The organism is Ekhidna sp. (genome assembly GCF_965228795.1).
Taxonomy (GTDB): domain Bacteria; phylum Bacteroidota; class Bacteroidia; order Cytophagales; family Cyclobacteriaceae; genus Ekhidna.
Genome location: NZ_OZ245839.1, coordinates 1,102,571 through 1,128,343, shown reverse-complemented (window position 1 = coordinate 1,128,343; position 25,773 = coordinate 1,102,571). Strand labels below are relative to the sequence as shown.

19 protein-coding genes are annotated in these 25,773 nt (G+C 37.9%); 9 read left to right on the top strand and 10 right to left on the bottom strand.

All coding sequences use genetic code 11. The features are described 5' to 3' along the window. Positions 1–145 precede the first annotated feature (145 nt). From ACQK2H_RS05135 to ACQK2H_RS05095, 9 genes are all read left to right on the top strand, one after another. Positions 146–823, top strand: coding sequence for a TetR/AcrR family transcriptional regulator (locus tag ACQK2H_RS05135; RefSeq protein WP_425390395.1), 678 nt, complete (start codon positions 146–148; stop codon positions 821–823). Further along, positions 820–2,982, top strand: a complete 2,163-nt coding sequence (locus ACQK2H_RS05130; RefSeq protein ID WP_425390394.1) for a peptidase domain-containing ABC transporter — start codon at positions 820–822, stop codon at positions 2,980–2,982. Before ACQK2H_RS05135 ends, ACQK2H_RS05130 begins: the two co-directional genes overlap by 4 nt. Then, positions 2,982–4,316 carry an HlyD family secretion protein gene (locus tag ACQK2H_RS05125; RefSeq protein ID WP_425390393.1) on the top strand — a complete coding sequence of 445 codons (1,335 nt, stop codon included), beginning with the start codon at positions 2,982–2,984 and terminating at the stop codon, positions 4,314–4,316. The genes ACQK2H_RS05130 and ACQK2H_RS05125 overlap by 1 nt, the downstream gene beginning before the upstream one ends. After that, positions 4,313–5,806: a TolC family protein gene (locus ACQK2H_RS05120; RefSeq protein WP_425390392.1), complete on the top strand. Its 1,494-nt coding sequence runs from the start codon at positions 4,313–4,315 to the stop codon at positions 5,804–5,806. Before ACQK2H_RS05125 ends, ACQK2H_RS05120 begins: the two co-directional genes overlap by 4 nt. 182 nt (positions 5,807–5,988) lie before the next feature. Further along, positions 5,989–7,302, top strand: coding sequence for a sigma-54-dependent transcriptional regulator (locus ACQK2H_RS05115; RefSeq protein ID WP_425393125.1), 1,314 nt, complete (start codon positions 5,989–5,991; stop codon positions 7,300–7,302). Positions 7,303–7,330: 28 nt separating this feature from the next. Then, complete coding sequence (locus ACQK2H_RS05110) at positions 7,331–8,656, top strand: sensor histidine kinase (RefSeq protein WP_425390391.1); 1,326 nt, start codon at positions 7,331–7,333, stop codon at positions 8,654–8,656. Between the two features lie 13 nt (positions 8,657–8,669). Next, positions 8,670–9,743 carry a glycosyltransferase family protein gene (locus ACQK2H_RS05105; RefSeq protein ID WP_425390390.1) on the top strand — a complete coding sequence of 358 codons (1,074 nt, stop codon included), beginning with the start codon at positions 8,670–8,672 and terminating at the stop codon, positions 9,741–9,743. Beyond that, positions 9,744–10,703 carry a bestrophin family protein gene (locus ACQK2H_RS05100; protein ID WP_425390389.1) on the top strand — a complete coding sequence of 320 codons (960 nt, stop codon included), beginning with the start codon at positions 9,744–9,746 and terminating at the stop codon, positions 10,701–10,703. It abuts the gene before it with no gap. Between the two features lie 2 nt (positions 10,704–10,705). Continuing rightward, positions 10,706–11,749, top strand: coding sequence for a hypothetical protein (locus tag ACQK2H_RS05095; protein WP_425390388.1), 1,044 nt, complete (start codon positions 10,706–10,708; stop codon positions 11,747–11,749). Between the two features lie 303 nt (positions 11,750–12,052). Here ACQK2H_RS05095 and ACQK2H_RS05090 read toward each other — a convergent pair whose 3' ends face one another. The 10 genes from ACQK2H_RS05090 to rffA form a co-directional block, all read right to left on the bottom strand. After that, the gene (locus tag ACQK2H_RS05090) at positions 12,053–12,445 is read right to left on the bottom strand and encodes an endonuclease domain-containing protein (RefSeq protein ID WP_425390387.1); all 393 of its coding nucleotides are present in this window, start codon (positions 12,443–12,445) and stop codon (positions 12,053–12,055) included. Positions 12,446–13,056: 611 nt separating this feature from the next. Then, positions 13,057–13,545, bottom strand: a complete 489-nt coding sequence (locus tag ACQK2H_RS05085; protein ID WP_425390386.1) for a phosphoribosyltransferase family protein — start codon at positions 13,543–13,545, stop codon at positions 13,057–13,059. After that, on the bottom strand, positions 13,535–14,029 hold the full coding sequence (locus ACQK2H_RS05080; protein ID WP_425390385.1) for an Lrp/AsnC family transcriptional regulator: 495 nt from the start codon (positions 14,027–14,029) through the stop codon (positions 13,535–13,537). Before ACQK2H_RS05080 ends, ACQK2H_RS05085 begins: the two co-directional genes overlap by 11 nt. 159 nt (positions 14,030–14,188) lie before the next feature. Continuing rightward, entirely contained in the window at positions 14,189–19,879 is a 5,691-nt protein-coding gene (locus tag ACQK2H_RS05075) for a PKD domain-containing protein (protein ID WP_425390384.1), read from the bottom strand. A 63-nt stretch (positions 19,880–19,942) separates the two neighbouring features. Further along, a complete protein-coding gene (locus ACQK2H_RS05070; protein WP_425390383.1) occupies positions 19,943–21,394 on the bottom strand; it encodes an MOP flippase family protein in 1,452 nt (483 codons plus the stop codon). Beyond that, complete coding sequence (locus ACQK2H_RS05065; protein ID WP_425390382.1) at positions 21,391–22,140, bottom strand: hypothetical protein; 750 nt, start codon at positions 22,138–22,140, stop codon at positions 21,391–21,393. The genes ACQK2H_RS05070 and ACQK2H_RS05065 overlap by 4 nt, the downstream gene beginning before the upstream one ends. Then, a complete protein-coding gene (locus ACQK2H_RS05060; protein ID WP_425390381.1) occupies positions 22,137–23,051 on the bottom strand; it encodes a formyltransferase family protein in 915 nt (304 codons plus the stop codon). Before ACQK2H_RS05060 ends, ACQK2H_RS05065 begins: the two co-directional genes overlap by 4 nt. Next, positions 22,990–23,673, bottom strand: a complete 684-nt coding sequence (locus ACQK2H_RS05055; protein WP_425390380.1) for a class I SAM-dependent DNA methyltransferase — start codon at positions 23,671–23,673, stop codon at positions 22,990–22,992. The genes ACQK2H_RS05060 and ACQK2H_RS05055 overlap by 62 nt, the downstream gene beginning before the upstream one ends. Continuing rightward, positions 23,666–24,658 (bottom strand): GNAT family N-acetyltransferase, encoded by a 993-nt coding sequence (locus ACQK2H_RS05050; protein ID WP_425390379.1) that lies wholly within the window; start codon positions 24,656–24,658, stop codon positions 23,666–23,668. Before ACQK2H_RS05050 ends, ACQK2H_RS05055 begins: the two co-directional genes overlap by 8 nt. Beyond that, entirely contained in the window at positions 24,646–25,773 is a 1,128-nt protein-coding gene (rffA, locus tag ACQK2H_RS05045; protein ID WP_425390378.1) for a dTDP-4-amino-4,6-dideoxygalactose transaminase, read from the bottom strand. The genes ACQK2H_RS05050 and rffA overlap by 13 nt, the downstream gene beginning before the upstream one ends.

Below are 25,773 nucleotides of genomic sequence, written 5' to 3'. Positions count from 1 at the left end.
GAACCCAAAGGTCAAAAACTCAAAATAAAAAGGACTAATGACTTCAATATTAGTAAAACTTCAATTGAAAAAAAAATCTAAACCAATAAGAAAATTTACCGTTATGATAGCTTTACTATTATATTTGATAGTCTAATAACATGCGATGATAGCAAAACTTCAAATACAACTAAGTCCTGCACTCTATTTAAGAGATCCTCAGACTACTGAATTGGGCCAAAAAATAGTAAATGAGAGCATTTTTCTAATAGATGAGATTGGTTTCGAAGCTTTCACTTTTAAGAAGCTTTCTAAAGTCATTAGCTCCACAGAAGCATCCATCTATCGATATTTTGAGAACAAACATCGCCTTCTGGTTTATTTAATTGCATGGTATTGGAACTATATTGAGTATAGAATCACTTTTGAAACACATAATATCTCCGACCCTGAAGAGAAGTTGAAAATAGCAATCAGATTCATAACCCGAAAGCTTAACGATGACGATAATTTCCCAGGGATTAGTGAAAGCGTATTGCAGCACATTGTGATTAATGAGTCAGATAAGACCTACCTTACCAAAAATGTAGACGAGATCAATAAAGAAGGCTTGTTTAAGGGTTACAAGTCACTTTGCATGACTATATCTTCTTACATGAAAGAAATCAATCCTGATTTTGAATTTGCAAACTCACTCACAAGTACTTGTTTGGAGGCTGCTCACCAACAAATTTTTTTCGCACAGCATCTTCCTCGATTATCCGATCTTAAAAATGATAAAGATCTTTACGAAAGAAACTTTGAATTTCTAACCACCCTGATTTTTAACTCGCTTAGAAAATGACGAACCAGCAAATTATAAGGTGTTTACAAGAATGCTCGGCCAAACTTGATATAGACCTCAATATATCAAAACTGGAGCGAGTAGATATCATTTCAAGATCTTATGATGATGATGAGTTGTCAGAGTTTCAGAGAGATCTTATAGAAGCAGGCAATGAAAGCGGCATTGTTCTGTTCGAAAAATACATGAAGAGAGATACTCTTAATGAGTTTATCTCCGATACTGCATCTCCGACTATTGTCTTCATTCAGCAGGATGGCTTTCACCCGGCTTTTATCACTAAGAAAAAGAAGGAAATCATCCTGGAATTCATTACTCCCGGTGGTCAATTACGTGAGCTTAGAACTCCTGACTTTAGTAAGTTGAGATTCTCAACGAATGCAAACGGTGAAATATTTACATTGACAGGCTTTGCCTACCAAAGTTTTACTTCTGAAAAAGATGCGTCAGTAATCACACCAATTAAGCGTTTATTCAATCTGCTATCTGCAGATAGAAAAGATATTTTCTATGTCTATGTATATGCAGCTCTTATTGGACTGGTCAGTTTGACGCTTCCGCTAGGTATACAGGCTGCAGTTGAGCTAATTTCAGGAGGAGTAGTTTTCAGTTCTGTTTACTTACTCATCACATTGATCATTCTGGGGGTTCTTGGTACTGGCGTTTTGCAAGTACTACAAATCACTGTTGTGGAATATTTGCAGCGAAGAGTTTTCACTAAAGCAGCTTTTGAATTTGCTTTCCGTGTTCCCAGAATTAAAATGGAATCTGTTTTAAATCTGCATATGCCTGAATTGATGAACAGGTTTTTTGATGTACTAACACTTCAAAAAGGGCTTCCCAAACTCTTAATTGATCTTTCAACAGGGGTAATTCAGATTCTATTTGGGCTACTATTACTTTCATTCTATCACCCATTCTTCATCATCTTTGGATTGGGTTTATTAGGACTCTTATTCCTGATCTTCTATTTAACCGGTCCGAAAGGTCTTAAGAGTTCTATTCAAGAATCGAAGTACAAATACAAAGTGGTCTACTGGCTGGAAGAGATGGCACGAACCCTCTACTCCTTTAAGCTAGCCGGAAATACCATACTTCCGCTTAAGAAAACTGACTACTATGTAAATAACTATTTAAAAAATAGAAGTGCTCATTTCAAAGTTCTGATTTCACAGTACTCATTTATTCTTCTATTTAAAGCGATTGTAACAGGTGGGCTTTTAATTCTAGGTACAATTCTCGTTGTTCAGAGAGAGATAACATTGGGTCAATTTGTTGCTTCCGAAGTAATTATCATTTTGGTACTTGGCTCTGTAGAGAAGATCATCATGTACATGGATGTAGTCTATGACATGCTAACTGCTGTTGATAAAATATCGCATGTTACCGACCTGCCTTTGGAACGACCAGGAGGAATTGACATCCCGCAATCTCAAATGGAAGATGGATTAGATGTGAAACTTGAGGATGTTTCCTACACGTATCCAGAGTCAAAAAAACCTTCTTTGAGGCACCTAAATATTGAAATACCGAAAGGTGGAACTTTGTGCATAAGTGGCGGTAGTGGAGCTGGAAAAACCACATTAACTAACATTATTGCCGGGATTCATCAGAATTATGAAGGTATTTTGACTTATAATGATTTATCCCTGAGAGATCTGGATTCCACATATATCCGAGACAGGATTGGTAAAAATGTCTCGCAAGAAGACATTTTTGAAGGGTCTATTTTAGAAAATATATTAGTAGGTAAGCCAACTTCTGATATCAATGATGCTATAGATGCAATTAAGGAGGTTGGATTAATGAAAGAGATCAATGCACTTGACCATGGGTTGCATACCCAAATGTTAAGTGCCGGCAAGGGCTTTTCTTCTTCTTTTGTCAATAAGTTGATTTTAGCTCGATGTTTGGCAAAAAGACCTGCCATGCTTATTCTCAATGATTTTTTCAGCAATTTCACCAAAGGTGATCGACTCAAATTAATAGAGATGCTGACTAGGGAAGATAAAAAATGGACATTGATTGTTGTTTCAAATGATCCGCTGGTTATGGCAGCATGTGACCGGGTACTATACCTTGAAGGTGGTGAAGCAAAAGCTTTAGAAGCATTCGACGACTTAATTAAGAAAGAAGAAATCGTTAAAGAAATCTACTAATGGATCATCTGGATAAACTTTCAGAAACTCATCTTTATTCCCTCAGGACACTAAAAACTCCGGGTGTAGGGCGAACTGTGGCCAAGGTTTTAATGGTTTTGACTGCTGTACTTATTATCATCCTATTTCTACCATGGCAGCAAAATATTAGGGGGAAAGGGACATTAACCGCGCTGAATCCTCAAAATCGACCTCAAATGGTACAGTCTGCCATCGCAGGGCGTATTACTGAATGGCATATCAGAGAAGGTGATTATGTGAGTAAAGGTGATAATCTCCTGACGATTGCTGAGATTAAAGACAAGTTTTTCGATCCAAATTTGGTGGTAAGAATTGAAGAGCAGCTCGAGGCAAAACGAAATTCACGAGATGCCAAAATGAATAAGGTTACTGCTTTGAGAAACCAGATTATGGCACTTGAAATGGCACTTAAAGCCAAAACAAGTCAGGCAAAGAATAAGCTACAACAGGCAAAACTCAAATTAGAGGCTGATAGCCTTGAGTTTGTGGCGGAAAAGGTGAATTATGAAAATGCCGAGAGCATTTTTGACCGAAATAAGAATCGATATGAAGCCGGAAACATTACTCTTACCAAATACCAGGAGATAGAGTCCAAGTTTCAAATGAGTGCTGCTAAAGTATTGAAAGCAGAGAATGAATGGCTTCAAAGAAAAGCTGATTTAGCCAACGCTGTGTTGGAATTGACATCAATAGAAGCAGACTACACGGATAAGATCAGTAAATCACAATCCAATCTGAATGAAACCATTTCTGGATTAAACGAAACGATTGCTGAGATCTCTAAAATGGAGAATGAGCTTTCCAATGTGATGATCAGAAGGGAGCAGTATCAAATCATTGCTCCACAAAGTGGATATGTTGTTAAGGCCATAAAGGTTGGTATTGGAGAAACCATTAAAGAGGGAGATGCAGTTGCGACCATTCTACCTGAATCCGAAGATAAGGCGGTAGAGATGTATGTAAAAGCAATGGATATACCGCTGATTTCTTCCGGGAAAAAAGTACGGGTTCAATTTGACGGTTGGCCTGCATTACAATTCTCAGGGTGGCCAAATGTTTCTGTTGGGACATTCGGAGGTGTGGTTGCTATCATTGACCGGGTACAAAGCAAAAACGGTATGTTTCGTATTTTGGTGAAACCCGACCCGGAGGATGAACCCTGGCCGGAGCAACTACGACTTGGTTCAGGAATTAAAGGATGGGTAATGCTTAATAATGTTCCGATTTGGTATGAAATCTGGCGACAGATGAATGGCTTCCCTCCTATGATATATGAGGATGGTGAGACACCTGAAACGTTTGATAAGAAATGAAAAGATTTGCATTCATTGTCTTATTTATTTCCGGTTCCATATTTGGGCAGGATTCAACGACTGTGATAGATACAACCTATCTATCGCTTGAGGACGTCATAAAAATGACACTGTCCTATCATCCTGTAGTAAAACAAGCAAATCTATTAGATGAAACAGCTGCTGCTGTGCTTCGTGAAGCTCGAGGGAATTTAGATCCTAAGCTTGAGGCGGACTATAGCCTGAAGGAATTCAAGGAGAAAGAGTATTATAACCTGCTAAACACCTCCTTTAAAATTCCTACATGGATCGGTATTGACCCAAAAGTTGAATTCACTAGAAACAGTGGTGAATTTCTAAACCCTCAAAACTTCATAAAGTCAACGACAGATGATTTTGGTAATGTAGTATCAGCCACTTCAGACGTTGAACAAGTGACAGTTGGAGTTTCAGTCCCACTTGGAAAAGGGTTGTTTTTTGATGAAAGGCGAAATGCCATTAGAAAGGCAGAGGCATTCTCCCAAATAGCAGAGGCTGAACAAATCAAAGAAGTAAACAAGATTCTTTTCACCGTAATAAAAGACTATTGGAATTGGTATTTGGCTAGTAAAAAGCAAGCATTAATGCGCCAGGCAATCGTCCTGGCTCAGAATCTTTTTGATCGAACTTTAATTGATTATGAATTTGGAGAGGCAGCCGTGGTTGATACTTTACAAGCCAAAATCAATTTTCAGAAACGCACCGTCGATTATCGAAAAGCAACATTGGAATTTGAGCTAGCAAAACTTAATCTCTCAAAGCATTTGTGGTCTGAAAATCTTGCTACTTTGGAACTGCTTCCGGGTGTACTTCCGGATTCTACATCTCTTTTCGCTACACCTAAGGATGAAGAAGTAAAGGAATCAATTGAATTTGCGCTTACCAGCAACCCTGAAATATCAAAGCTTGAGGGAAAAAGAAATCAACTGAATGCAGATATGCGATGGGCTCGTGAAAGCATCAAACCACAAATAGACCTATCCTACTCATTTATAGATGCTCCTATCAATCCTGAATTAGAATCCAGCACGCCTAGTTTTGGTGATAATTACAAGATGGGTTTAGACTTTTCATTTCCAATTCTTCTTCGTAAGGAGCGTGGAAAGATTCAGCAAACTCAGTTGAAGCTGCGAAGCAATGAATTTCAGATGGCACAAAGCCAGGTAGTACTAAAAAACGAAGTGCTTGGCGCATATGCTCAAAGTGTGGCATTACAAGATCTCCTGGATCAGTACCTAGGTGTTTCAAACAATTACCAAAGACTCCTAGCAGCTGAAATCATTAATCTTCAAAATGGAGAAACCGATTTATTCAAACTGAATATCCAACAGGATAAATACATTGAGGCTCAAACTGAATATTACGAAGCATTTACAAAATGGGAGAAAAGTAAAGCTGAATTTTATCACGTAGTAGGGCTACCTGTTCTCGGACTTGGCAATATGTTCGGTTTCGTAACAAATACCCCATAATACATGTTCGTTTTCGAACAGTAATTGTTTAGCTTTATCTCCAAATCAAGCCTTAGATACCTTTTTTGTGTCTTGGCACAGTTGTAGCAATTCTATAATCCTAAACCTGAAACAAAGTGGAACAAGAAATAAACAAGATATTAATTATTGATGATGATGAAGATGTGCTTTTAGCAGCTAAGATGCTGCTCAAAAAACACATTAAAGAAGTAGTCATTGAAAAGGATCCACGAAAGATCCCTTTTCTTGTCAATAATGATAGCTTCGACGTGATTCTCCTGGATATGAACTTTAGTCAGGACACAACTAGTGGTAAAGAGGGTTTTTATTGGTTGGAGCAAATTTTGGAAAAAGACCCTGAGGCAGTAGTGATACTCATCACTGCTTTCGGAGATGTAGAAATGGCAGTAAAAGCATTGAAAGCTGGTGCTACCGATTTTGTACTGAAGCCATGGCAAAATGAGAAACTACTAGCTACCCTATCCAGTGCTGCAAGGCTTAAGAATAGCAGGAATGAGGTGTCAAAGTTGAAGCAAACCAGTAAAACGCTTCAGGCAGATAGCAGTAAAGCATTCAAAGACATCATCGGCGAAAGTGATGCCATCAAAAAAGTATTTAAGCTCATTGACAAAGTAGCTTCTACTGATGCAAACGTGCTAATTCTTGGAGAAAATGGTACCGGAAAAGAGATGATTGCACGTGCAATCCATCAAAAATCCCTAAGAAAAGACATGCCATTCATTGGGGTCGATATGGGAGCCATTACCGAGTCGCTTTTTGAAAGTGAACTGTTTGGTCACAAAAAAGGATCATTTACGGATGCAAAAGAAGATCGGGCAGGAAGATTTGAAGTTGCCTCAGGTGGTACTTTATTTCTTGATGAAATCGGAAATTTAAGTCAGCCCTTGCAATCAAAGCTCCTGACTGCTATTCAAAATAGAAAGGTCACACGGATAGGAAGTAACCAGGAAATACCTGTGGATATACGACTTATCAGTGCTACCAATATGCCTGTATATGAAATGGTGAATGAAAACACATTCAGGCAAGATCTATTATATAGGATCAACACGGTAGAAATTCAACTACCTCCATTACGGGAACGTATGGAAGACATGGAAATGCTGGCCAACCATTTCGTGAAAATGTATGCCGGTAAATACCGCAAAAATATCGATAGTGTAGCTGCATCTACAGTAGGTAAGCTTCAAAAGTATCCATGGCCCGGAAATATTCGAGAGCTTCAGCATGCCATTGAGCGGGCAATCATAATGAGTGACAACTCTCAATTAATGCCAGAAGATTTTTTCTTTCTTTCTCAGAAACCGGACAGCAACCTTTCTTTGGAACCAGACTCTTATAATCTGGAGGATATGGAAAAGATGACCATTCAAAAGGTTGTAAACAAGTATGAAGGCAATATATCGAAGGCTGCCAAAGAGCTCGGTTTAACTCGAGCTTCATTATATAGAAGATTAGAAAAACATGGTTTATAAGTCATTTAGATTTCAGTTGATCAGCAGGATGATACTACTCCTGCTCACCATGTTTTTGTTTACACATCTGTATTACTCAGAGTCGTATTTCTTTACCAAATTTCTGGTGTTCTGTTTGGTTGCTTTTCAGGGGTACTACCTCTACAGTTTTCTTGAAAAGTCCAATCGTGAGATTGTGCATTTTCTGGAAAGTATCCATTACGATGATTTCACGAATACATACCCGGAACGCAAAACAGGCTCTAGTAGGGATTTGCTGTACCATGAATTCAATGAAATTTTAAGGAAATTTCGGGAGATACGAGCTGACAAAGAAGCTCAACATCAATATTTACGAACCATTGTTCAGCACATCGGAATTGGCATAATCACCTTTGATGATGACGGGGAGGTCCAAATCATGAACAATGCGGCAAAGAAGTTATTGGGATTGAAACTCATAAAAAACATTACACAAATTGGTCGCGATCAGCCTGCTCTATTGGAAACAATTAAGGAACTACGTACAGGGGGCAGGGATTTAGTAAAGATTGTGAAAAATGAAGATGAAGTGCAGCTAGCTGTCTATGCTATTGAGCTATCACTAAGGGGAAAACCCTTTAAGCTCATTTCCATCCAAAACATCCAGTCTGAACTGGAAGAAAAAGAAATGGAGGCATGGCAAAACCTTATTCGGGTATTGACTCATGAGATCATGAATTCGGTGACTCCTATTTCTTCTCTTGCTGAAACAGTAGAAAAAGAACTTGCTGAATTTTTAGAAAACGACATGGACGTCAATCAGCTAACTGATGACACCATTGAAGACTTCTATTTATCTGTGAAAACCATACATAACCGCAGTGAGAGTCTAATAAAGTTTGTCTCTGACTTTAGAAACATGACTCGCATCAAGCATCCGAATCTTGAATTCCATGAGGTTGAAGACATGATCAAGCACATTCTGGTTCTACTAAAACCAGATATCGAACAAGCCCAAATTGAGGTAAACTGCTCAGTAAAGCCCGGCTTAACTGTTAATATTGACCGTGAGCAAATTGAACAAGTGGTTATCAATGTAGTGAAAAATGCTGTTCAGGCTTTAGATGCATCAGATAAAGAAAATAAATCGCTAACAATCACAGCAATGCCTATTGAAGGTGGTGGAGCTTTTATCTCTGTGGCAGATAATGGTACAGGTATCGAAGAAGAAGCATTGAAAAAAATATTCATTCCATTTTTTACTACTAAGAAAAACGGATCCGGTATTGGCCTGAGTCTCTCCAAACAAATAATGAGGAAGCATGGAGGTAACATTACCGCAAAGTCCCAGATTGGAGAAGGCACTGAGTTTCTACTTAAGTTTGCCAGCTAAATAGCTGGATCAATTGAAATACATTTTCATCGTTCAAGGCGAAGGAAGAGGGCATATGACACAGGCCATCTCCCTATTTCACATCCTTACTTCCAATGGTCATAAAGTGACTCATGTGATCGTTGGGAAAAGTAAACGGAGAGAACTTCCCTCATTTTTTTTGGATCAAATAAAGACGTCCATCACCCAACTGGAAAGTCCGAATTTTGTAACTGATAAAAGCAATAAATCTGTAAGTGTTTTTAAGACGCTGGTTGTAAATCTTAGTAAGGCTCGTACATTCTTACGAAGCATTAATAAAATTGATCGAATAGTTAAGACGGAGCAGCCCGATGCTGTTATCAATTTTTACGATTTCCTAAGTGGGTTCTTTTTTTTGGTGAAAAAACCGAAGACAAAGCATATTGCACTTGCGCATCAGTTTTTACTAAATCATTCAAAATTTGAATTTCCAAAAGGTCGAATTTATGATAAAGCCTCACTCTTGCTTGGAAATAAATTAGCGGCTTACGGAGCTGAAAAGATACTGGCACTATCATTTCAAAAAATGGAAAATGAATCCGGAAAAAAGATTTTCGTTGTTCCACCGCTATTGAGAGAGTCGATAAAAAAACAAAATATCACCAAGGGAGACCACTTTTTAGTGTACATGGTCAATCATGGTTACTCAGAGGAAGTTTTAGCATTTCATAAAAAATATCCAAAAGTGCACATCCATTGCTTTTGGGATAAAAGAGATGAACCCATTGAGTTAAAAGTGGATGAAACCTTGACTTTTCATCAATTGGATGACGAAAAGTTTATCCATTTCATGTCTTCATGCCGAGGGTATCTTACCACTGCCGGGTTTGAGTCTGTCTGCGAGGCTATGTATCTAGGTAAACCTATTTTAATGGTTCCTGTAGCGGGACATTATGAGCAAGCTTGTAATGCACTTGATGCCAAAAAAGCAGGTGCTGGAGTGTCAAGCGAAATTTTTGACTTAGAGATTTTGTTAGACTATCTTCCAAATCATAAAGATGTTGGAGATGAATTCAGAAAGTGGTGCCACACTACTTCAGATACTTTCCTAAAATTATTGGCGTAGATGTTAATCAAGTATTCAGACAACCCATTCAAGCAAATTTTTGGCATTGCTTTCTACAATAGGAAAAACATTTTTCTATTTACCATTATCTCGATTGGAGCAACTGTTCAGTATAAGTTCGGGGAGATATTCACATTTGATCCATTTACACTACCCGTTGTTCCTGTTACCATTTTGGGTGGTGCACTAGCCATATTTCTAGGATTTAGAAACAACAGTGCATATGATCGCTGGTGGGAAGCAAGAAAAGTGTGGGGAGGAATTGTCAATGCAAGTCGGACATTCGGAGTAATGATCTGCACATTCTCTTCGGGTCATTTCTCTAAAGGCAAAGTCAAAGATAAAAAAGTTGAGGCCTGGAGGATCGAATTGATCAAACGTCATATAGGCTGGCTTTATGCACTCATAATGCACCTTAGAAAGCACAACCATTGGGACGAGTTGGAAAAATATATTGAGGAGGATGAAATCGAAGAGCTGAAGAAACTTCATAATAAACCTACTCAAATACTGCACAAGCAAGGGAAAAGACTTCAGGAAGCTTATGAAGAAAAAATCATAGAGGACTTCCGACACATGGAATTGGCCAATGTCATCAAAGAATTCTACGATTTACAAGGGAAAGCAGAGCGGATTAAGGGTACCATTTTTCCTTATTACTACAATTACTTTACCGGCGTTTTCCTATGGCTATTTGTGATCTGCCTGCCCTTTGCCTTGACTACAGAAATGGGTTGGGGGGCTATACCCATGTCTATAGCCATTTCATTTGTATTTACGATTTTGGAAAAGTCAGGGGCTGTTACTGAAGATCCTTTTGAAGGCAGAGCCGCAGATACTCCCATTTCTACTATCACGCGTAATATTGAAATTGACCTGTTGGAGATGATTGACGAAGAGGTTATCCCCGCATCAATAGAACCAAAAACGGGTCGATTTGGTGTTAAATATCTAGACTAAAAATGGCGATAATTAGTAAAAAGAAAGAGATTTTTCCAATTAGCAAATCGCTGAGGTCATATATAAAAAAGTATGATCGAGAGATAAATCTACCGATCTACTATGGTGATCTACTCCGATATGATAATTCCATCCCGCTTTATGATAAATCGGGTAATGATACGCTTTGGGAAACAGTCTTTTTCCCTCAGGGAGATATGGAGCACATCAATGCTTCATTGAAAAAAGTATATGCCATCATGAAATCAGACGGGGATCTGTCCGTAATGGATCACCTGATTATCGATCGGGTAGACTTGTGTGTGTATGGAAACACACAGCCATTCAGAATCAGGGTGGTTAATCAAATTAACGACAACTTTGACTATTTCTACATTAAAAATGCAGATGCATCTCGTATCTACGGTTTAGAACTTGAGCACCTTTTGTCTCCTAATAAAATCAGCTATGTAGTCAATAGAGAAACGCTGATAGAAGAGCATATCGTAGGAATTCCTGCCGAGCTTTTCATTAAGAAATACCTTGGAAGTGCAAACCTGAATGAAATTCGTCTTGCTAAAGAATTTGTGAAATTTAATGAACGATGTTTTGTTCGCTTACTTGGGGATATGCACAGCAGCAATTTTGTAATTGATATTACACCAGATTTTGAAGACGTGGAGTATCGTCTAAGAGCCATTGACTTTGACCAGCAATCCTATGAAGGGAGAAGAGCGATTTATTTGCCACAATACTACACACAGAACAATCCCATAATTAAAATCGGCCTAAAGCACATGACACCAGAGACCGTGAGGCAATACCAACGAGAGGAACGATCGAACATTGCTAACAGGTTAAAGGTGGAACATAAGCGTGTTGCAGATTTGCTATCCGCTATGAAAAAAGATAAGCTTTCAAAGCCTGAAAACATCAAGCGTTTGAGAAAAGAGCTGGCTGAATTCTATGAAGATCAGGATTTCCTGGAATGTGAAAATATGGGAAAGCTGGTTGAAATGAGTTTGGAGATGCTGACCAGGAAGCCGAATCTATATAAGGATTATTAAGAAACCCCCGGCCTATCAATTTTAACTACTCCCCAACCGAACCGTCAGACCGTCCTATAGGATGATGAACCCCCCGGCCCCTGAAGGGGTGCCTTAATAAGTTTGACACTTAAAAAAATGTGCGATAGATCCCTTTAGGGAATTAAAGGGTGTGCGGAGGATTTAATACTACTCCCCAACCGAACCGTCAGACCGTCCTATAGGGTGATGAACCCCCCGGCCCCTGAAGGGGTGCCTTAATAAGTTTGACTCTTAAAAAATGTGCGATAAATCCCTTTAGGGATGAAAGGGTGCGTGGAGGAATCAATTACTGATTTTTTCACTTTTGATAAAGTTTTTAATCTTTTCAAGAACTGACTGAACATCATCAAAAACTTCTTGATTCTTAAAGCGAAGTACTCTAACACCCATAGCCTCAATCTCACTTTGTCTACCTTTATCGTACACCTCTTGTTCTAATTCATCATGAATGCCTCCATCTAGTTCTATTACAAGTCTTTCGCTGTGACAATAAAAATCAGCTATAAATCCAGCCATAGGATGCTGTCTTCTGAATTTGAGTCCTTCAAGTTTCTTATGACTTAAATATTTCCACAAGTGTTGCTCTGCCTCAGTCATATTTTCACGCAAGATTCTAGCCTTTTCAAAAATTGCAGGAGTCGCTCCGTAAAACATCGGTCGATTATCAATACTCATTGTCATAAAGATATTGATTCACATCACCCCATTCAAAATCGCCTTTTTGATAATGTGTTAAATATTGGAATCCCGCCCCCACAGCGGTACAATTCAAATTTTTAATTTAACAGGTCCGAGCTGTTGGTCCCTTTAGGGATGAAAGGGTGTGTGGAGGACATGCAATTTTAATACCCCCAACCGAACCGTTGGAAGGGTGATGAAAGCCCCCGGCCCCTAAAGGGGTGCCTTAATAAGTTTGACTCTTAAAGAAATGTGTGATGGATCCCTTTAGGGAATTAAAGGGTGAGCAGAGGACAAGCAATTCTACTACCCCCGGCCCCTGAAGGGGTGCCATCTGAATTTTAATTTAATTGATCCGTGCTGTTGGTCCCTTTAGGGATGAAAGGGTGTGTGGAGGAATTGAACCTTAGGGAATTATAGGGTGTGCGGAGGAATCAATTCTACTACCCCCGGCCCCTACAGCGGTACAATCCAAAATTTTAATTTAATCGATCTGCGCACGTTGATCCCTTTAGGGAATAAAGGGTGTGCGTAGGAATTGAACCATAGGGAATAAAAGGTGTGCGCTGGATCCCTTTAGGGATGAAAGGGTGCGCAGAGGAACTATCTCAGTTCAAAAAGACTCCCTCACCAGGCTTTACTTCTACATGCTCTTTGATGGTCGTAGAAAGCTCATACCCTTTATAGTTAGCATAAATAGGGAAACGTCCGTGAGTTCGTAGAACCAGCACAGCTGTTTCAACTTTTTTTACATGTAACGTCAAAAGCTTGGTTAAGCTATAAGCCAAGGTTCTTCCGCTATTCAGCACATCATCACATAAAATGACCGATTTGTTTTTCAAATCAGAGACATCCCCATCAATGAGGATGTCCTTATTGAGGGGATTTTCTTTATCAAGAGATATGGTATGGCAAATGGATTTTTTACCAGATATCTCTTTGAGAGTTTTATTGATCTGATCAGCCAGCTTTCTTCCACCAGCATCCACTCCCACCAACACAAGGTCCTCACCCATGTTGTTTTCATAGATTTGGTAGCCAATCCGACGTACAATCTGATCGACTTTAGGCTGAGTTAAAATCTGATTATTGCTCATTCTCAGGTACAGGCATTACTTTGCTGTCCTTGAAAGTAGAGAGTATTATCATAGATTGCAAGCCGTCAACCACCTCAATTTCAGATACCTTTTCCAGCATCAGCTTTTGATATGATTGGATATCGCTACTAATGATTTTAAGAATGAAATCTCCTGATCCTGTGATATGGTGACATTCAATCACTTCAGGAATGGCATTGATTTCATTAATGAAAGCATCAATATTTCGTTTGTTATGACCTTTGAGTGATACCTGAACAAATGTGTGAACTCCCAATCCAACCTTGTCAGTATCAAGCTTGGCGTGATAACTTTTAATAATTCCTGAAGTTTCCAACTTCTTTACTCGCTCAAGGGTTGGCGCTGGCGATAGTCCAATATCTTTAGAAAGCTGAGCGTTGGTGATTTTAGCATTTGACTGTAGAATGTCAAGAATCTTCCGGTCGATCTTATCCAGCTTGATGCGCGATGATTGTATTTTCATGAGTACTTTTATTTACCTTCCACTCCTTGCTATTTAAGAGTAGAACAAAATTTTATTCGCTGCAAAATTAATAGGATTAATAAAAATTTTGGCAACCATTTAAATAAACTACAAACCTTTAACAATTAATTGATAAAAGACCCTAACGAAAGCCTACAATTAAAGTTTAATCACTTTTCGTTTAAATATGGTCCCGGATATATCGACAGTCACGAAGTAAATGCCCGGATCTAGTGTACTCATTTCAACAAAGAAATTGTTTAGACCTTCCGTCGCACTATAAGTCTTTTGAATTTGAATTTTTCCGGCTGAATTGATGAGTCTTAATGTTGCATCGCCACCATTCGGAGCAACTACCTTTAGCCTAAAACGATCTGTAACCGGGTTTGGAAATGGATTTTCAACCTTTATTACTGGCTGAATATTGATGCATTTCTCATTATCAAGCGGATTAATATCCGGGTATCCTACGTATTCAGAAACAAGGTTTACACAGAGGTATCCCGGTTCGGAATTGGTAAGTGGTACCCCAATATTCAGGCTAACTAACCTGGTTTCGCCAATTTCAACAAATTGCTCAATTTGCTCGGTAATTTTAAATTGATCCTCCAGCGTAATCTCTGCCTTTGTGATTTCTATTGGCAGATTACTAAAATTCTGAACTTCGAGAAATATTCGTCCCGTATTGTCCTCGGCAACCAACTCCAGATTACCGATGGCCAGATCGACTTCCGGTATTGCAATTAGTATTTCCTGACTTGTAGTATCAATACACCCAAGACTGTTTTGTGCCACCAAGCTAACCACTTGCGTACCGACCTCCGAAAATGTGATCGATTCAGCATCAGCGCTGGTACCGAACTGTGAACCATTCAACAACCATTGATAGTCAACCGCCCCAATCGATGAATTAGTAAAGTTTATGCGATCATTTGGCAGACCATGATTTTTTGATGCTGTAAATGAAGCAGTCGGAGCATTATTGATTTCCAGAGGTTCCGAATAGCTGGTTACACAGCCGGCTGCTGTTTGCAATTCAAGGGTTAATGTATACGTACCGCTTTCTAAACTATTTAGGAATAGCTCAGATCCGTTTCCTACAGCTTCTCCATCAAGGAGCCATGTTCTTGATACAATTGCATCATTAAAAGCCTGAGAGAGGTCAGTCGCTTCTAATATCTCATTATCACACGTACCTGATATGTCAAAATCAGCAGCAGGTAATTGCAGCACCTCTATTTGCCTCGTAATTGATTCCGAACAGAAATTCTGACCGGTAACTTCAAGTGACACATCATAAATACCAGGGCTTTCAAAGATGTGATCCACATTTTCTGAGTTATATGTTACCCCATCAATGGTCCAGACATACGAAACGATGTTCCCACTGAAAGTGGTATTGTCCATAAAACTTGAAGCCTCACCCTGACAGCCAATTTGAGTCTGAAAATCCGGCTGTGGTGCAGCTAAAATTTCAATATCTTCCGTGTAGAATGACTCGCATCCATTGGAGCTGACGGTAGTGAGTCCAATTGTTTTAATGCCTTCCGAATCAAATAGTATGGTGGGATTTTGTTCCGTTGATTCCTCTACACCATCTACCTCCCATGTCCATGATACGATATCCGCATTTTCTACCGTGGACATATCAAAGAACTGAATACCCTCTGATGAGGTGCATGGGATATCAAAATCAAAATTAGGAACCGGAGTGGCGGATACAGAAACTTCATTGACCGTTGTATTATCACAGCCATTGCTGTCAGTGGCAGTCAATGCTACCGAGTAGTTTCCGGAAGCCGTAAAAATATGACTGGGGTTTTCGGCAGTGGATGTGAATCCATCACCAAAATCCCAGAAGTAGGTATCAGCATTGGCACTTGAATTGGTGAATAGCATCGGTTCTTCCTGACAAACGGAGGTGGCTGAAAAGCCTGCTGTCGGGCTTGGATTGATTGTTATTGTTTGTTGTGTGGTTTCTTCACATCCGGGGATATTGGAAGTTAGAATGACCGTTTTAGTGCCTGAGGTATTAAATGAAAATGTAGGGTTTTCTTCATCAGAAGTTCCCACTACTGTAGAGGTTGCATCATCGATAAATTCCCATGAATAAGTCAAAGGGCCGGCATAGGAAGCATCATCGGTGGTATTATTAAAGACAATTGGTGCATCAATGCAGTACCTGGTTGCTGAAACAGTGTAAGCTGGGGCCGGAGGTGGGTTATAGATGGTGATTTCTTGCTCTATGAAATTATTACAACTACCATCACTTACATCTAATCTGACTGTGTAAGTCCCTGCTCCTCCTAAAGTATCAAACAGCACCTGTGGACTCTCTTCATTGCTGTCTTCTATGCCGTCATTATTGAAGTCCCAGGAGTAGGAAAGACCGGTAACCGATGGAGTGAAGGTGTTGGCATTGGAGATGCATTTGTTAATATCAATATTAAAGCTCGCATCCGGTGCTATATCTGATTTTACAGTTACTTGCTCTGTAGCAATATCCACATTTCCATTCTCGTCTATAGCTCTTAATTCAATATCATATACACCTGCACTCGTGTAACTAACTCCCACAGGGGCCTCCCCAGCAAAGTATCCTAAAGAACTTTCACATGACGTGTCTGAAAAACGGGCCATTGAATACTGATTCGTGTTAAACCCAATGCCTAGCATGTAATGAATACCTTCTCCTTTGATCACCTCAAAAGCAGGATTCGTATTAAATAACCCAGAAACATTGCCTAATGTATCATCAACTGTAGGTGATGTATGACTTAAACTGGCACCAAAGTTTAAGCGATTGATTACACCAATACTTGTTGTATTCACAAGTGCAACATATTCTCCCGTTTCATTAACCAAACCAAAACCAGCACTCCTTCCTATACCAAGAGATGTGACTGTCACTGAACCACTACTTAGTGATGATCCTAAAGATAAGTGATGAAAATTACTACCAGCACCGCTAACTAACCCATACCAATTACTTGATTCTCTTACCAACTGAACATCTGTTGGAAAAAGAACACCCGAAATCGTTCGTATTGAATGACTCGAAACAATTCCAAGGTAGGAGGACGAAAAGTCCAATATCAATAAAGCGCCGCTATCTCCTCCTCCACTTACTATAGCATACTTATTGCCATGGACATCTGTTACTAAATCAAATCCTCTCAAATCACTTACTCCGTATTCGCCTAATGAATCAATCGAAGGGCTTGAATCAGTGTAACTATCTAATAGTATCCGATAAACCACCCCTTCCAATGTTCCAATAAACCCAAATAACTGACTGCCCTCATGCTCTATGATTATACCACGCTTTTCTTCTCCAATTCCTAGGTCTCCCAGGTCAGTAATTGTATAATCTGATGATAACGAGTCAAAATCAATACGGAACAAATGATTATTGCCAGTGGATAGAATGTAGCTATGAAAACCTCCCGAGCTATTTAAGACAGTGGACTGATCAAATACTGATGATAAAATTTCTGGATCCAAAACTCCAAGATCAAAACCCTCAGCCGGATTTAGGTAATCCCCCAAACAAAAATCCCACTCATATGAAATCGCATTAACGCTGGTGTTTTCAATTTCTAATTGTTCGTCAACACAAACGGAAGTTGATGAAATTGAAAATGATGAGGTTGGACGAGCGGCAACAGCGACTACAACCTCTTTTTGCACAGTAAACATACATCCCTGAGCTGTTTGCACAGATAAATCAACTGTGAAACTACCCTCAGAAAAGGTGAAAATAGGATTCTGTTGACTACTATTCCCTAGCCCAGAAAAATCCCAACTCCAACTAATAATCGAATCATTCGATAACGTTTGATCCACTGCCGAAAACTGAACAGGTAAATTTTCGATTGCCTCGTCAAAAGTAAAATCAGCTAATACTCCATCATTTACGGTGATGTCTTCTGAATAAACTGTCTCACAACCTGCAACATTACCTACAGTAAGTTGAACCGTGTAGGTTCCAGCAGTTGCATATTGATAGACCGTATCCGCCTGGCTACTCGTTCCTACTCCATCACCAAAATCCCAGGCATAACTCGTAATATTTGCTCCTGTCACCTCACTTATAAATGAAATCGCTTCACCAAAACAATTGTTTGTATAACTGAAGCTTACGTCTGGCCCTTCGTCGATCGTAATATCTTGGCTTGACAGTATTGAACTACATCCGGGTAAAAAACTTTGAAGCGTAATGGTCTTTATCCCAGAGTCTGTAAAGGTGTATACCGTATCTTTTTGATTGACCTCATCCCCATCAATCACCCACTGATAACTGAGTACGTCATCATATCCCGTTTCATCTGTCGTGTTGGTTAAGGTCAATTCATTATTGGTACAAAACGTACTACCAGATGTTACCGTAAAACTTGGAATGGGTGGATCGGGATAAATCGTTATATCCTTCTCATAAAAATTATCACAGCTGCCATCACTCACATCCAGTCTGACCGTGTAGGTACCTGCTCCTCCAAGGGTATCAAACAGCACCTGAGGGTTCTCTGCGTTACTGTCTTCGATCCCGTTTCCATCAAAATCCCATGAGTAAGAGGAGAGACCAGTTATGGAGGGGGTAAAGGTGTTGGCATTCGTTATACAACGTGATGCATCCAATGATATAGATATCGAGGGAGCAAAGTTGGAAGTTATTAAAACTGAGTCTAGGTCATAATATCTAATACTATCATTTGTGGTGCTAGTTAAAGCGACTTTTCCATACCCAGCTGCCGAATAGTTTACTACGGGTTCAAATGAAGTTGAAATATGATTCCCATTAATTACACAATCATTTTCGAAATCCAATAAATATAGTCTATTAGCATTATAATCATTTACTAGCGCATAGTATTTGGATGAGTCATTAACCAATGTTAATCCAAATGAATTACCAGTAAGTGTCCCCAAATTTCCTAAGTTGGAGGAACTTTCGATTGAATTACTGTTCAATGCAAACCTATGTCTAAGCAATGAGCCATTTCTTTGAATAACATAACTATATAATTTACCCCCTTCGTAAATCATTGATACATCAGTATTTGATAGATAGCTAAGATTCGCATCAGCTGAAAACGATGGCGGATTCGATAATGAGGTAGAAATATCCAATCGCACAAGCGTATTTCCATTAAATGAAGCAATGAAACCTACATAATCAGTACCTACTCTCTTAATATCAATCCCTCTTAAAGATGAACCAAAAGGGCTGACATGCTTCATCAAAGAGTTGATTAATGAGCTGGGGTTATCCATTTCAAACTTAACTATTGAAGGATCTGAATTTGATCCATTAACAGCTAATAAGTAAAATGACTCACCTTCGTATATATATGTCAATCCTGTCGGCGAGTTAAGTTCTTCGCTAGAAACCAGAACTTCAAAACCTGGATCATTATCTAGGTTGTCACCAAAATCAATCCTGATTATTTCATCAGTATTGAAATTTGAAACAAAGCCATACCAATTATTTTCGTATTTTAAAACCTCGATGGAATTTGGTCCATCTAGAAGAGGCGATGCATAAGTCCTCTTCTCTATCAAGTTGGTAAAATCTAAATTATATTTTAATCGGATTAATTTATTACTACTAAAGTTAGCCGCGAAAACATACTGATAACTATCTGTCTTTAGAACAGAATTAGAGAAAACTTGATTAAGGTCTGAGTCAGTAAGAAGTATTGATGGACTTGGTGATTGAGATAAATCGCCAACACAAAAATCCCAATAATATTCAACAACACTAGTTGACTGATTATCTATTGATATATTTTGATCTTGACATGCCGTGTCAAGCATATTGAATTCAGCAGTTTGCGACAGTAACGTCATTGGAAGTAAACAAGAAAAGTTTACGACTCTTTTTAGTATCAAATTGACAAACTTCACAAATATTTATGCGTTTTTTCTGACTAGCTTCAGCAAATAACTTAAAAAGTTAGACTCAAAGCTGATAAGTAATACGGAATAAATTGTAATTCCTGAAATTATATCGATAAGCAGCAGAAAAGCATCTTCTAATTGATCGCTTAAGCCAATGTGAATTAGCCTCACGACAATAGCCATTACCGTAGCATATATGAAAATGGGTAAGAGATTAAGGACTAGTTCTATAAATTTAGCATTAATTAAGGAAAGTGGATATTTGAAATTATGATACATAATTAACAGAGATCCCAATCCATAACATATTACCAATGTTTTTAAACCCTGAGTTACCCCATAAGCAATAAACGCTACAACGATTAAGTGCATAATGGTGGTTACTTTGAATTGGAATTTAGTTTTCCCACAGAATAAGTAAAGATTTCCATTAAGAGTTCCTATTGATTGAGGTATTGCAATAAGGGAAAGGACCTGAACAATAAATATCATTTCGGACCAATTCTGACCAAAAACTACAGGAATAAAAACATCTGCAGTTACACATAATCCAAGCATTAAGGGAAATGAAATAAGTGCTATTGCTTTGGTGATTTTGAAATATACGGACTTAATTTTTTCTATATCATCCTGGATCATTGAGAAGGAAGGAAAGATTACTCGGGAAATAACACTTGCGATATTACTAAGGGGTAACATCATAATAGAATATGATTTGGTATAAATCCCCAACGTGTCAGGTCCTAAAAACTTACCAATAAGAAGATTATCTGCATTTCTTGTCCAATATCTAATACTATTGGTCCCAAAAAGAAACGAAGAAAATTTCAACTGATGAGAAATAGATTTTATACTGAAAGTGAATTTTGGCTTCCATTTTACAGCAAAAAAAAGAAGTAAACTCCTTAAGAAATAGGATAATAGAGATTGAACAACCAGAGCAAAAACTCCAAAACCATTAATTGCCAGATATATAGCTAAAATTAAACTGATTGCTACAACCAAGAAATTTAGAAAAAAAATTGCTTTAAAATCCATTTTCTTGCTTAGGAGTGATGAATGTACTAATCCTACTGAAAGAACTATGAAGTTCAGTCCAATGATTCTAGTGACTTCAACTAATCTTGAGTCTCCGTAAAAAGTAGCTATCGGTCCGGCTAAAACGAAAAATGTAATTGTTAATGCCCCACCAATTATTACATTTAACCAGAAAATAGATGATAGCTGTGCCTCAGAAATTCTTTTTGACTGAATTATTGCACTACCCAAACCAAAATTTGCAAAAATCATAGCAAATCCAGATATCACATTTACCATCCCGAATAACCCGTAATCTTCAGGCAACAATAGCCTGGCTAAAATAATTGAGCTTGAGAATTGAAATATGAATTGAACAACTTGATTAATCAATGACCATTTTAGTCCACTTACTGTCTTATGCCTAAACGATGATGAGTTACTCATTCTATTCCGTAATCAAATTCTGCTGCTAAAGGCCAGCAAGTCTCTTTGATTAAAGAGAAGTTAGTTGGACCAAAAAAATCTAAATAGCTTAATGAATTGTCTCCTTTGGGCTGGAATTGAATTTCAGTACTTTTCGAAATATCGTTTCTTTTTGCTGTATTCAATAGATCGCACAAAGCATAAATACTTTCGCTCTTTGAGTCAGTAAAATCCTCATACCTGATTAATGAAATATTGACATGATCCTTATAGTTTATAAAAACACTCGCTGCAAGATTCCATCTCAAAGCAAGTGCCTCAATTGGATTATCTGTTTGTTCTAAATTCCAGTTTTCTGCTTGAAACAAATTATAGTGATTACCTAGTTTAAATATCTGTTCTTGATTCAGTGCATCGATCTTACCAGACAGTTTATAACGGTTAAGTATACTTCTAATATTGCCAAAAGGGTTACGAACCACCATTGCATATTCTGCATTAGGATAAATTCTCAATAATTCTTCGAAAAGGAAAGTTAGATTTGGTTCCTTAATAAGTTCTGATTTGAAATACTTCTTGTTTGACCTTACGACATCCGATAAGTTGACTTCCTTTTTAACTAACTTCTGAATATAGGGAGGCCATAATTTAGGTATATCAATCGTTTTGGAAAGACCTCCTGCTTCTGCCGTCAAGTTAGCAATCGCAGAAGTACCTGACTTTTGATTGCCCAAAATGAAAATCTTTTTTTTAGGTCTGAAAATCATTCTTCTACTAATATCTCTAAACCATTTAACTCAATAATATAGGATAAGGGATTGTTCTTAATAATTAATGACCCAATACCTATGACATTCTTTTCAACTCCCTCAATAATGATTTTTGTATCAAAAGTCCCTGACCTGAACTTCAAAAGTATCTCTTTCTTAGTATCAGATTCAGTAATCAAGAAATCCTTTTTGCTAGGTTTCTTCATTATTGCTTTAAACTGTTTATCATTTTGAGGATAGGCTGCATCTATAAATTTCTGCGGATTCTTCAAAAAAGAACTAAATGATTTTCTGGACTCAACCCTCAAAATAGAGTTAACGTCATTTGCTGTAAATGCATCTTCTATTGGGAATGATTTTTGAAAAAGAATATATCCGCGATCTAATTCCTCTTCCAATTCATGTATTGTATAACCAAATTCAGATTCACTGTTTCGAATAGTCCAATAGACTGGATGCATACCAGCATATTTAGGCAAAAGTGACCAGTGAATATTTGAGGTAAATTTTGCTACCTCAATTTGTTCTAAAGGAATTTTCCTTAAAAATCCCAGACTAGATACATAATCTACTCTATCAGAAACAAATTCACTCCTTCTGAATTCGTGAAACTTATGTGAACAAAGACATATGTAACTATAACTAACAAATTCACTTATTTTTCTCCTCTTCAGTAGTATTAATAGTTTTTTTGCCCACTGTAGAACACTGAGCGATTTCAGCTCCGCAAATGTTTCTCTGCTTGAAGAAGAAATGTATATTTTTTGAATTTTGTAATTTGAATTCAAAGCAATTAACGGGAAATAGAGTGTATAAAAACTACCTAAATCCGTAAAGATTATGGTTCTATGCTTTCTGAAAAACATAAATATTTTCACCCGTTCTATTAATTTTTCTAATTCGGCCAATCAATGACGATTTTCGGTAATTCAATTTCCTAATCATTACTTTTCTAAATCCTACGCCTTTTACCATGGAGATATATTCCTTTGGGTCTCTATGAACAATATAGTCTTCATTCATCCCCTCCTCTCTTCGACTTAAAGCACTCCTTTCACAAAATATTAGGAACCCCTTACTTTTCAATATAGAATAAGCATAATTGAGTGTTTTGATCAGATCTTCATCCTGTATAATGTGCTGGAATACCCAAAATGAAAAGAACAAATCAACCTTAATGTTCATAATTTGTTGATCATCCGAACTAAGTACAAATCGCTGAGTGGGAAAATTATCTTTAGCTTTCTCTAACATTTTACATGACTGATCAACTCCTATATATTCGTCAAAATATTTTAGCAGAAAAGCAGTATTCCTTCCAATTCCACATCCAAAATCCAAAACCAATCTATTTTTTTTGAAATCTAGTTTCTTAAAAACACTATCCAATTGCTTTTGATGTAATTCATGAATTCCCAAGTTTTTTGTTCCAAAACGATCATTTGGATCGAGAACAGAACGAAATCCCTCTAATTCTGACAAACCGTCCCAATAGGCTTTATGATAATTCTGATAATTATCCTCAGACATTTTTTCTATTGATTAAAAATTTAAAAATCAATGCATCAATTTTAGATACAATTCTGGAACTGAAGGGCTCTTTATTTAATTGAAATACGTCCACTTTTACAGAGTCAAAACCTTCCTTAAACCTTTCAACTCCAGAATGACCTCCACTAGGATTAAAATCAAAATATGAATAATTGTTGGAAGTCAAATCATCTAAAATCTTTTTGAAAAGTATATGATTTGGCCTTTTATTGAAGAAATCTTCATCGGAAGCTCCGTGCCAATAAATTGCTACATCCTTGGAATATAGGATCAGGGCACCACTTATGATTTTTTTACCCATACATGAAATCCACAGTTTAGTGTTTGGTTTCATGCGAATTAAATCAAAGAGATTCTTGGAATAGTTTGATGATGCAGAGCTACCCCATCTCTCCAAAGTTTTTTGATAAATCTTAAAGTAGGCATTCCAGTCCGACTCACAATCTGCTACCCTCACATTTACACCCTCTTTAATTGCTTTTTTTAGTGATCTTCTATGCGAATTACTCCAATTAGATGTTTGATAGCCATCTTTTAAGGGAATCCGATGGGTACAGTCCTTAACAACACCTCTTTCATTTTCTGTACTGAACATAGGGTTGTATGGATTATCCTTGATTCTAATTGTGCTCAATCCAAGAAGGTAATGCTTTATGCATTCCAGATGAGCCAACGAAAGCTTTTGCGATGATATTGGGCCACCATATGTTCCTCCTTGCGATAAGGATTTCACTTTGCTAATTCCTTTCATCAAGTGACTTTTGCCGAAAGGAATAATACATGATTTTCCGTCCGAAAAGGAAATATAATCAGCTTTAGATTTTATATATCCCTCTGAATATGACTCCCAAATCTGTCCCCACCATGGAGATTGAAAGTATACTGCATATTCGCACTCCCGCCAATGATATAACCATTCTTCAAGTGTTGCTTCCCTTATGTCAAGAATCTTCAATCCAGACATTTCTTCAGCTTAGAAATATATTGGTCGTTTAATTGCAAACCGAACCACATAGGAAGTCTTAAGAGCCTTTCACTTTCTTTAGTTGTGTACTTATCTTCTCCAATAAACACACCGTATTCTCTACCTGCAATAGAGGAGTGAAGAGGGATATAATGAAAAACTGCACTAATCTTATTTTTTCTTAATTTTTGAATAGCAGAGGTCCGTTTTTTTAAATCAGGTAGTTTTATATAAAATAAATGTCCGTTATGCTTACAATGACCTTGGACATCCTGCCACTCAAGGCAACCCTCCTTAACTAGGGGAGCCAATAATTCCCGATACCTCCTCCATGATTGAAGGCGATTCATAGTTACTTGCTTCACCTTTTCTAGTTGAGCCATCAGGAAAGCAGCATTTAACTCACTAGGTAAGTAACTACTCCCTGCATCCACCCAGGAGTATTTATCGATTTCACCTCTTATGAACTTTGCTCTGTTAGTTCCTTTTTCACGGATAATTTCTGCTCGCTCTAATAGCCGTTCATCATTAATCAACAAGCAACCGCCCTCTCCACAATGAATGTTTTTTGTATCATGGAAACTAATTGCTCCTAAATGCCCAATAGTTCCAAGATGCTTTCCCTGATAATAGGAATCAATGCATTGAGCAGCATCTTCAACCACCCATAAACCATGCCTTTCAGCTATATTATTAATGGTTTTCATCTCACAACCTACTGCTCCATAATGAACGGGAACAATCGCTTTTGTCTTTGGTGTAATTGCCGCCTCAATTTGTGTCTCATCAATATTCATCGTATCCGGACGGACATCAACAAATACTATTTTTGCTCCTCTTAAAACAAATGGATTTGCAGTTGAAACAAATGTAAAAGAAGACATAATCACTTCATCTCCAGGCTTAATATCAATCAAAATAGCAGCCATCTCTAAGGCATGAGTACAGGAGGTAGTTAGCAATGCCTTCTTTGTTTTAGTGATTTCTTCAAGTTTTTGATTGCAAGCTTTCGTATAACTCCCATCACCTGAAAATTTATTTCCAGAATGAATCAAGTCATCAATGTATTGCTTCTCGTTTCCAAGAATGAGCGGCTTATTGAAGAGGATTTCCAA

Bases quoted from the DNA above. Each gene is read 5' to 3' on its own strand.
- ACQK2H_RS05135 (WP_425390395.1), top strand. From the start codon at position 146: ATGATAGCAAAACTTCAAATACAACTAAGTCCTGCACTCTATTTAAGA.
- ACQK2H_RS05130 (WP_425390394.1), top strand. From the start codon at position 820: ATGACGAACCAGCAAATTATAAGGTGTTTACAAGAATGCTCGGCCAAA.
- ACQK2H_RS05125 (WP_425390393.1), top strand. From the start codon at position 2,982: ATGGATCATCTGGATAAACTTTCAGAAACTCATCTTTATTCCCTCAGG.
- ACQK2H_RS05120 (WP_425390392.1), top strand. From the start codon at position 4,313: ATGAAAAGATTTGCATTCATTGTCTTATTTATTTCCGGTTCCATATTT.
- ACQK2H_RS05115 (WP_425393125.1), top strand. From the start codon at position 5,989: ATGCTGCTCAAAAAACACATTAAAGAAGTAGTCATTGAAAAGGATCCA.
- ACQK2H_RS05110 (WP_425390391.1), top strand. From the start codon at position 7,331: ATGATACTACTCCTGCTCACCATGTTTTTGTTTACACATCTGTATTAC.
- ACQK2H_RS05100 (WP_425390389.1), top strand. From the start codon at position 9,744: ATGTTAATCAAGTATTCAGACAACCCATTCAAGCAAATTTTTGGCATT.
- ACQK2H_RS05095 (WP_425390388.1), top strand. From the start codon at position 10,706: ATGGCGATAATTAGTAAAAAGAAAGAGATTTTTCCAATTAGCAAATCG.
- ACQK2H_RS05090 (WP_425390387.1), bottom strand. From the start codon at position 12,445: ATGAGTATTGATAATCGACCGATGTTTTACGGAGCGACTCCTGCAATT.
- ACQK2H_RS05085 (WP_425390386.1), bottom strand. From the start codon at position 13,545: ATGAGCAATAATCAGATTTTAACTCAGCCTAAAGTCGATCAGATTGTA.
- ACQK2H_RS05080 (WP_425390385.1), bottom strand. From the start codon at position 14,029: ATGAAAATACAATCATCGCGCATCAAGCTGGATAAGATCGACCGGAAG.
- ACQK2H_RS05075 (WP_425390384.1), bottom strand. From the start codon at position 19,879: ATGACGTTACTGTCGCAAACTGCTGAATTCAATATGCTTGACACGGCA.
- ACQK2H_RS05070 (WP_425390383.1), bottom strand. From the start codon at position 21,394: ATGAGTAACTCATCATCGTTTAGGCATAAGACAGTAAGTGGACTAAAA.
- ACQK2H_RS05065 (WP_425390382.1), bottom strand. From the start codon at position 22,140: ATGATTTTCAGACCTAAAAAAAAGATTTTCATTTTGGGCAATCAAAAG.
- ACQK2H_RS05055 (WP_425390380.1), bottom strand. From the start codon at position 23,673: ATGTCTGAGGATAATTATCAGAATTATCATAAAGCCTATTGGGACGGT.
- ACQK2H_RS05050 (WP_425390379.1), bottom strand. From the start codon at position 24,658: ATGTCTGGATTGAAGATTCTTGACATAAGGGAAGCAACACTTGAAGAA.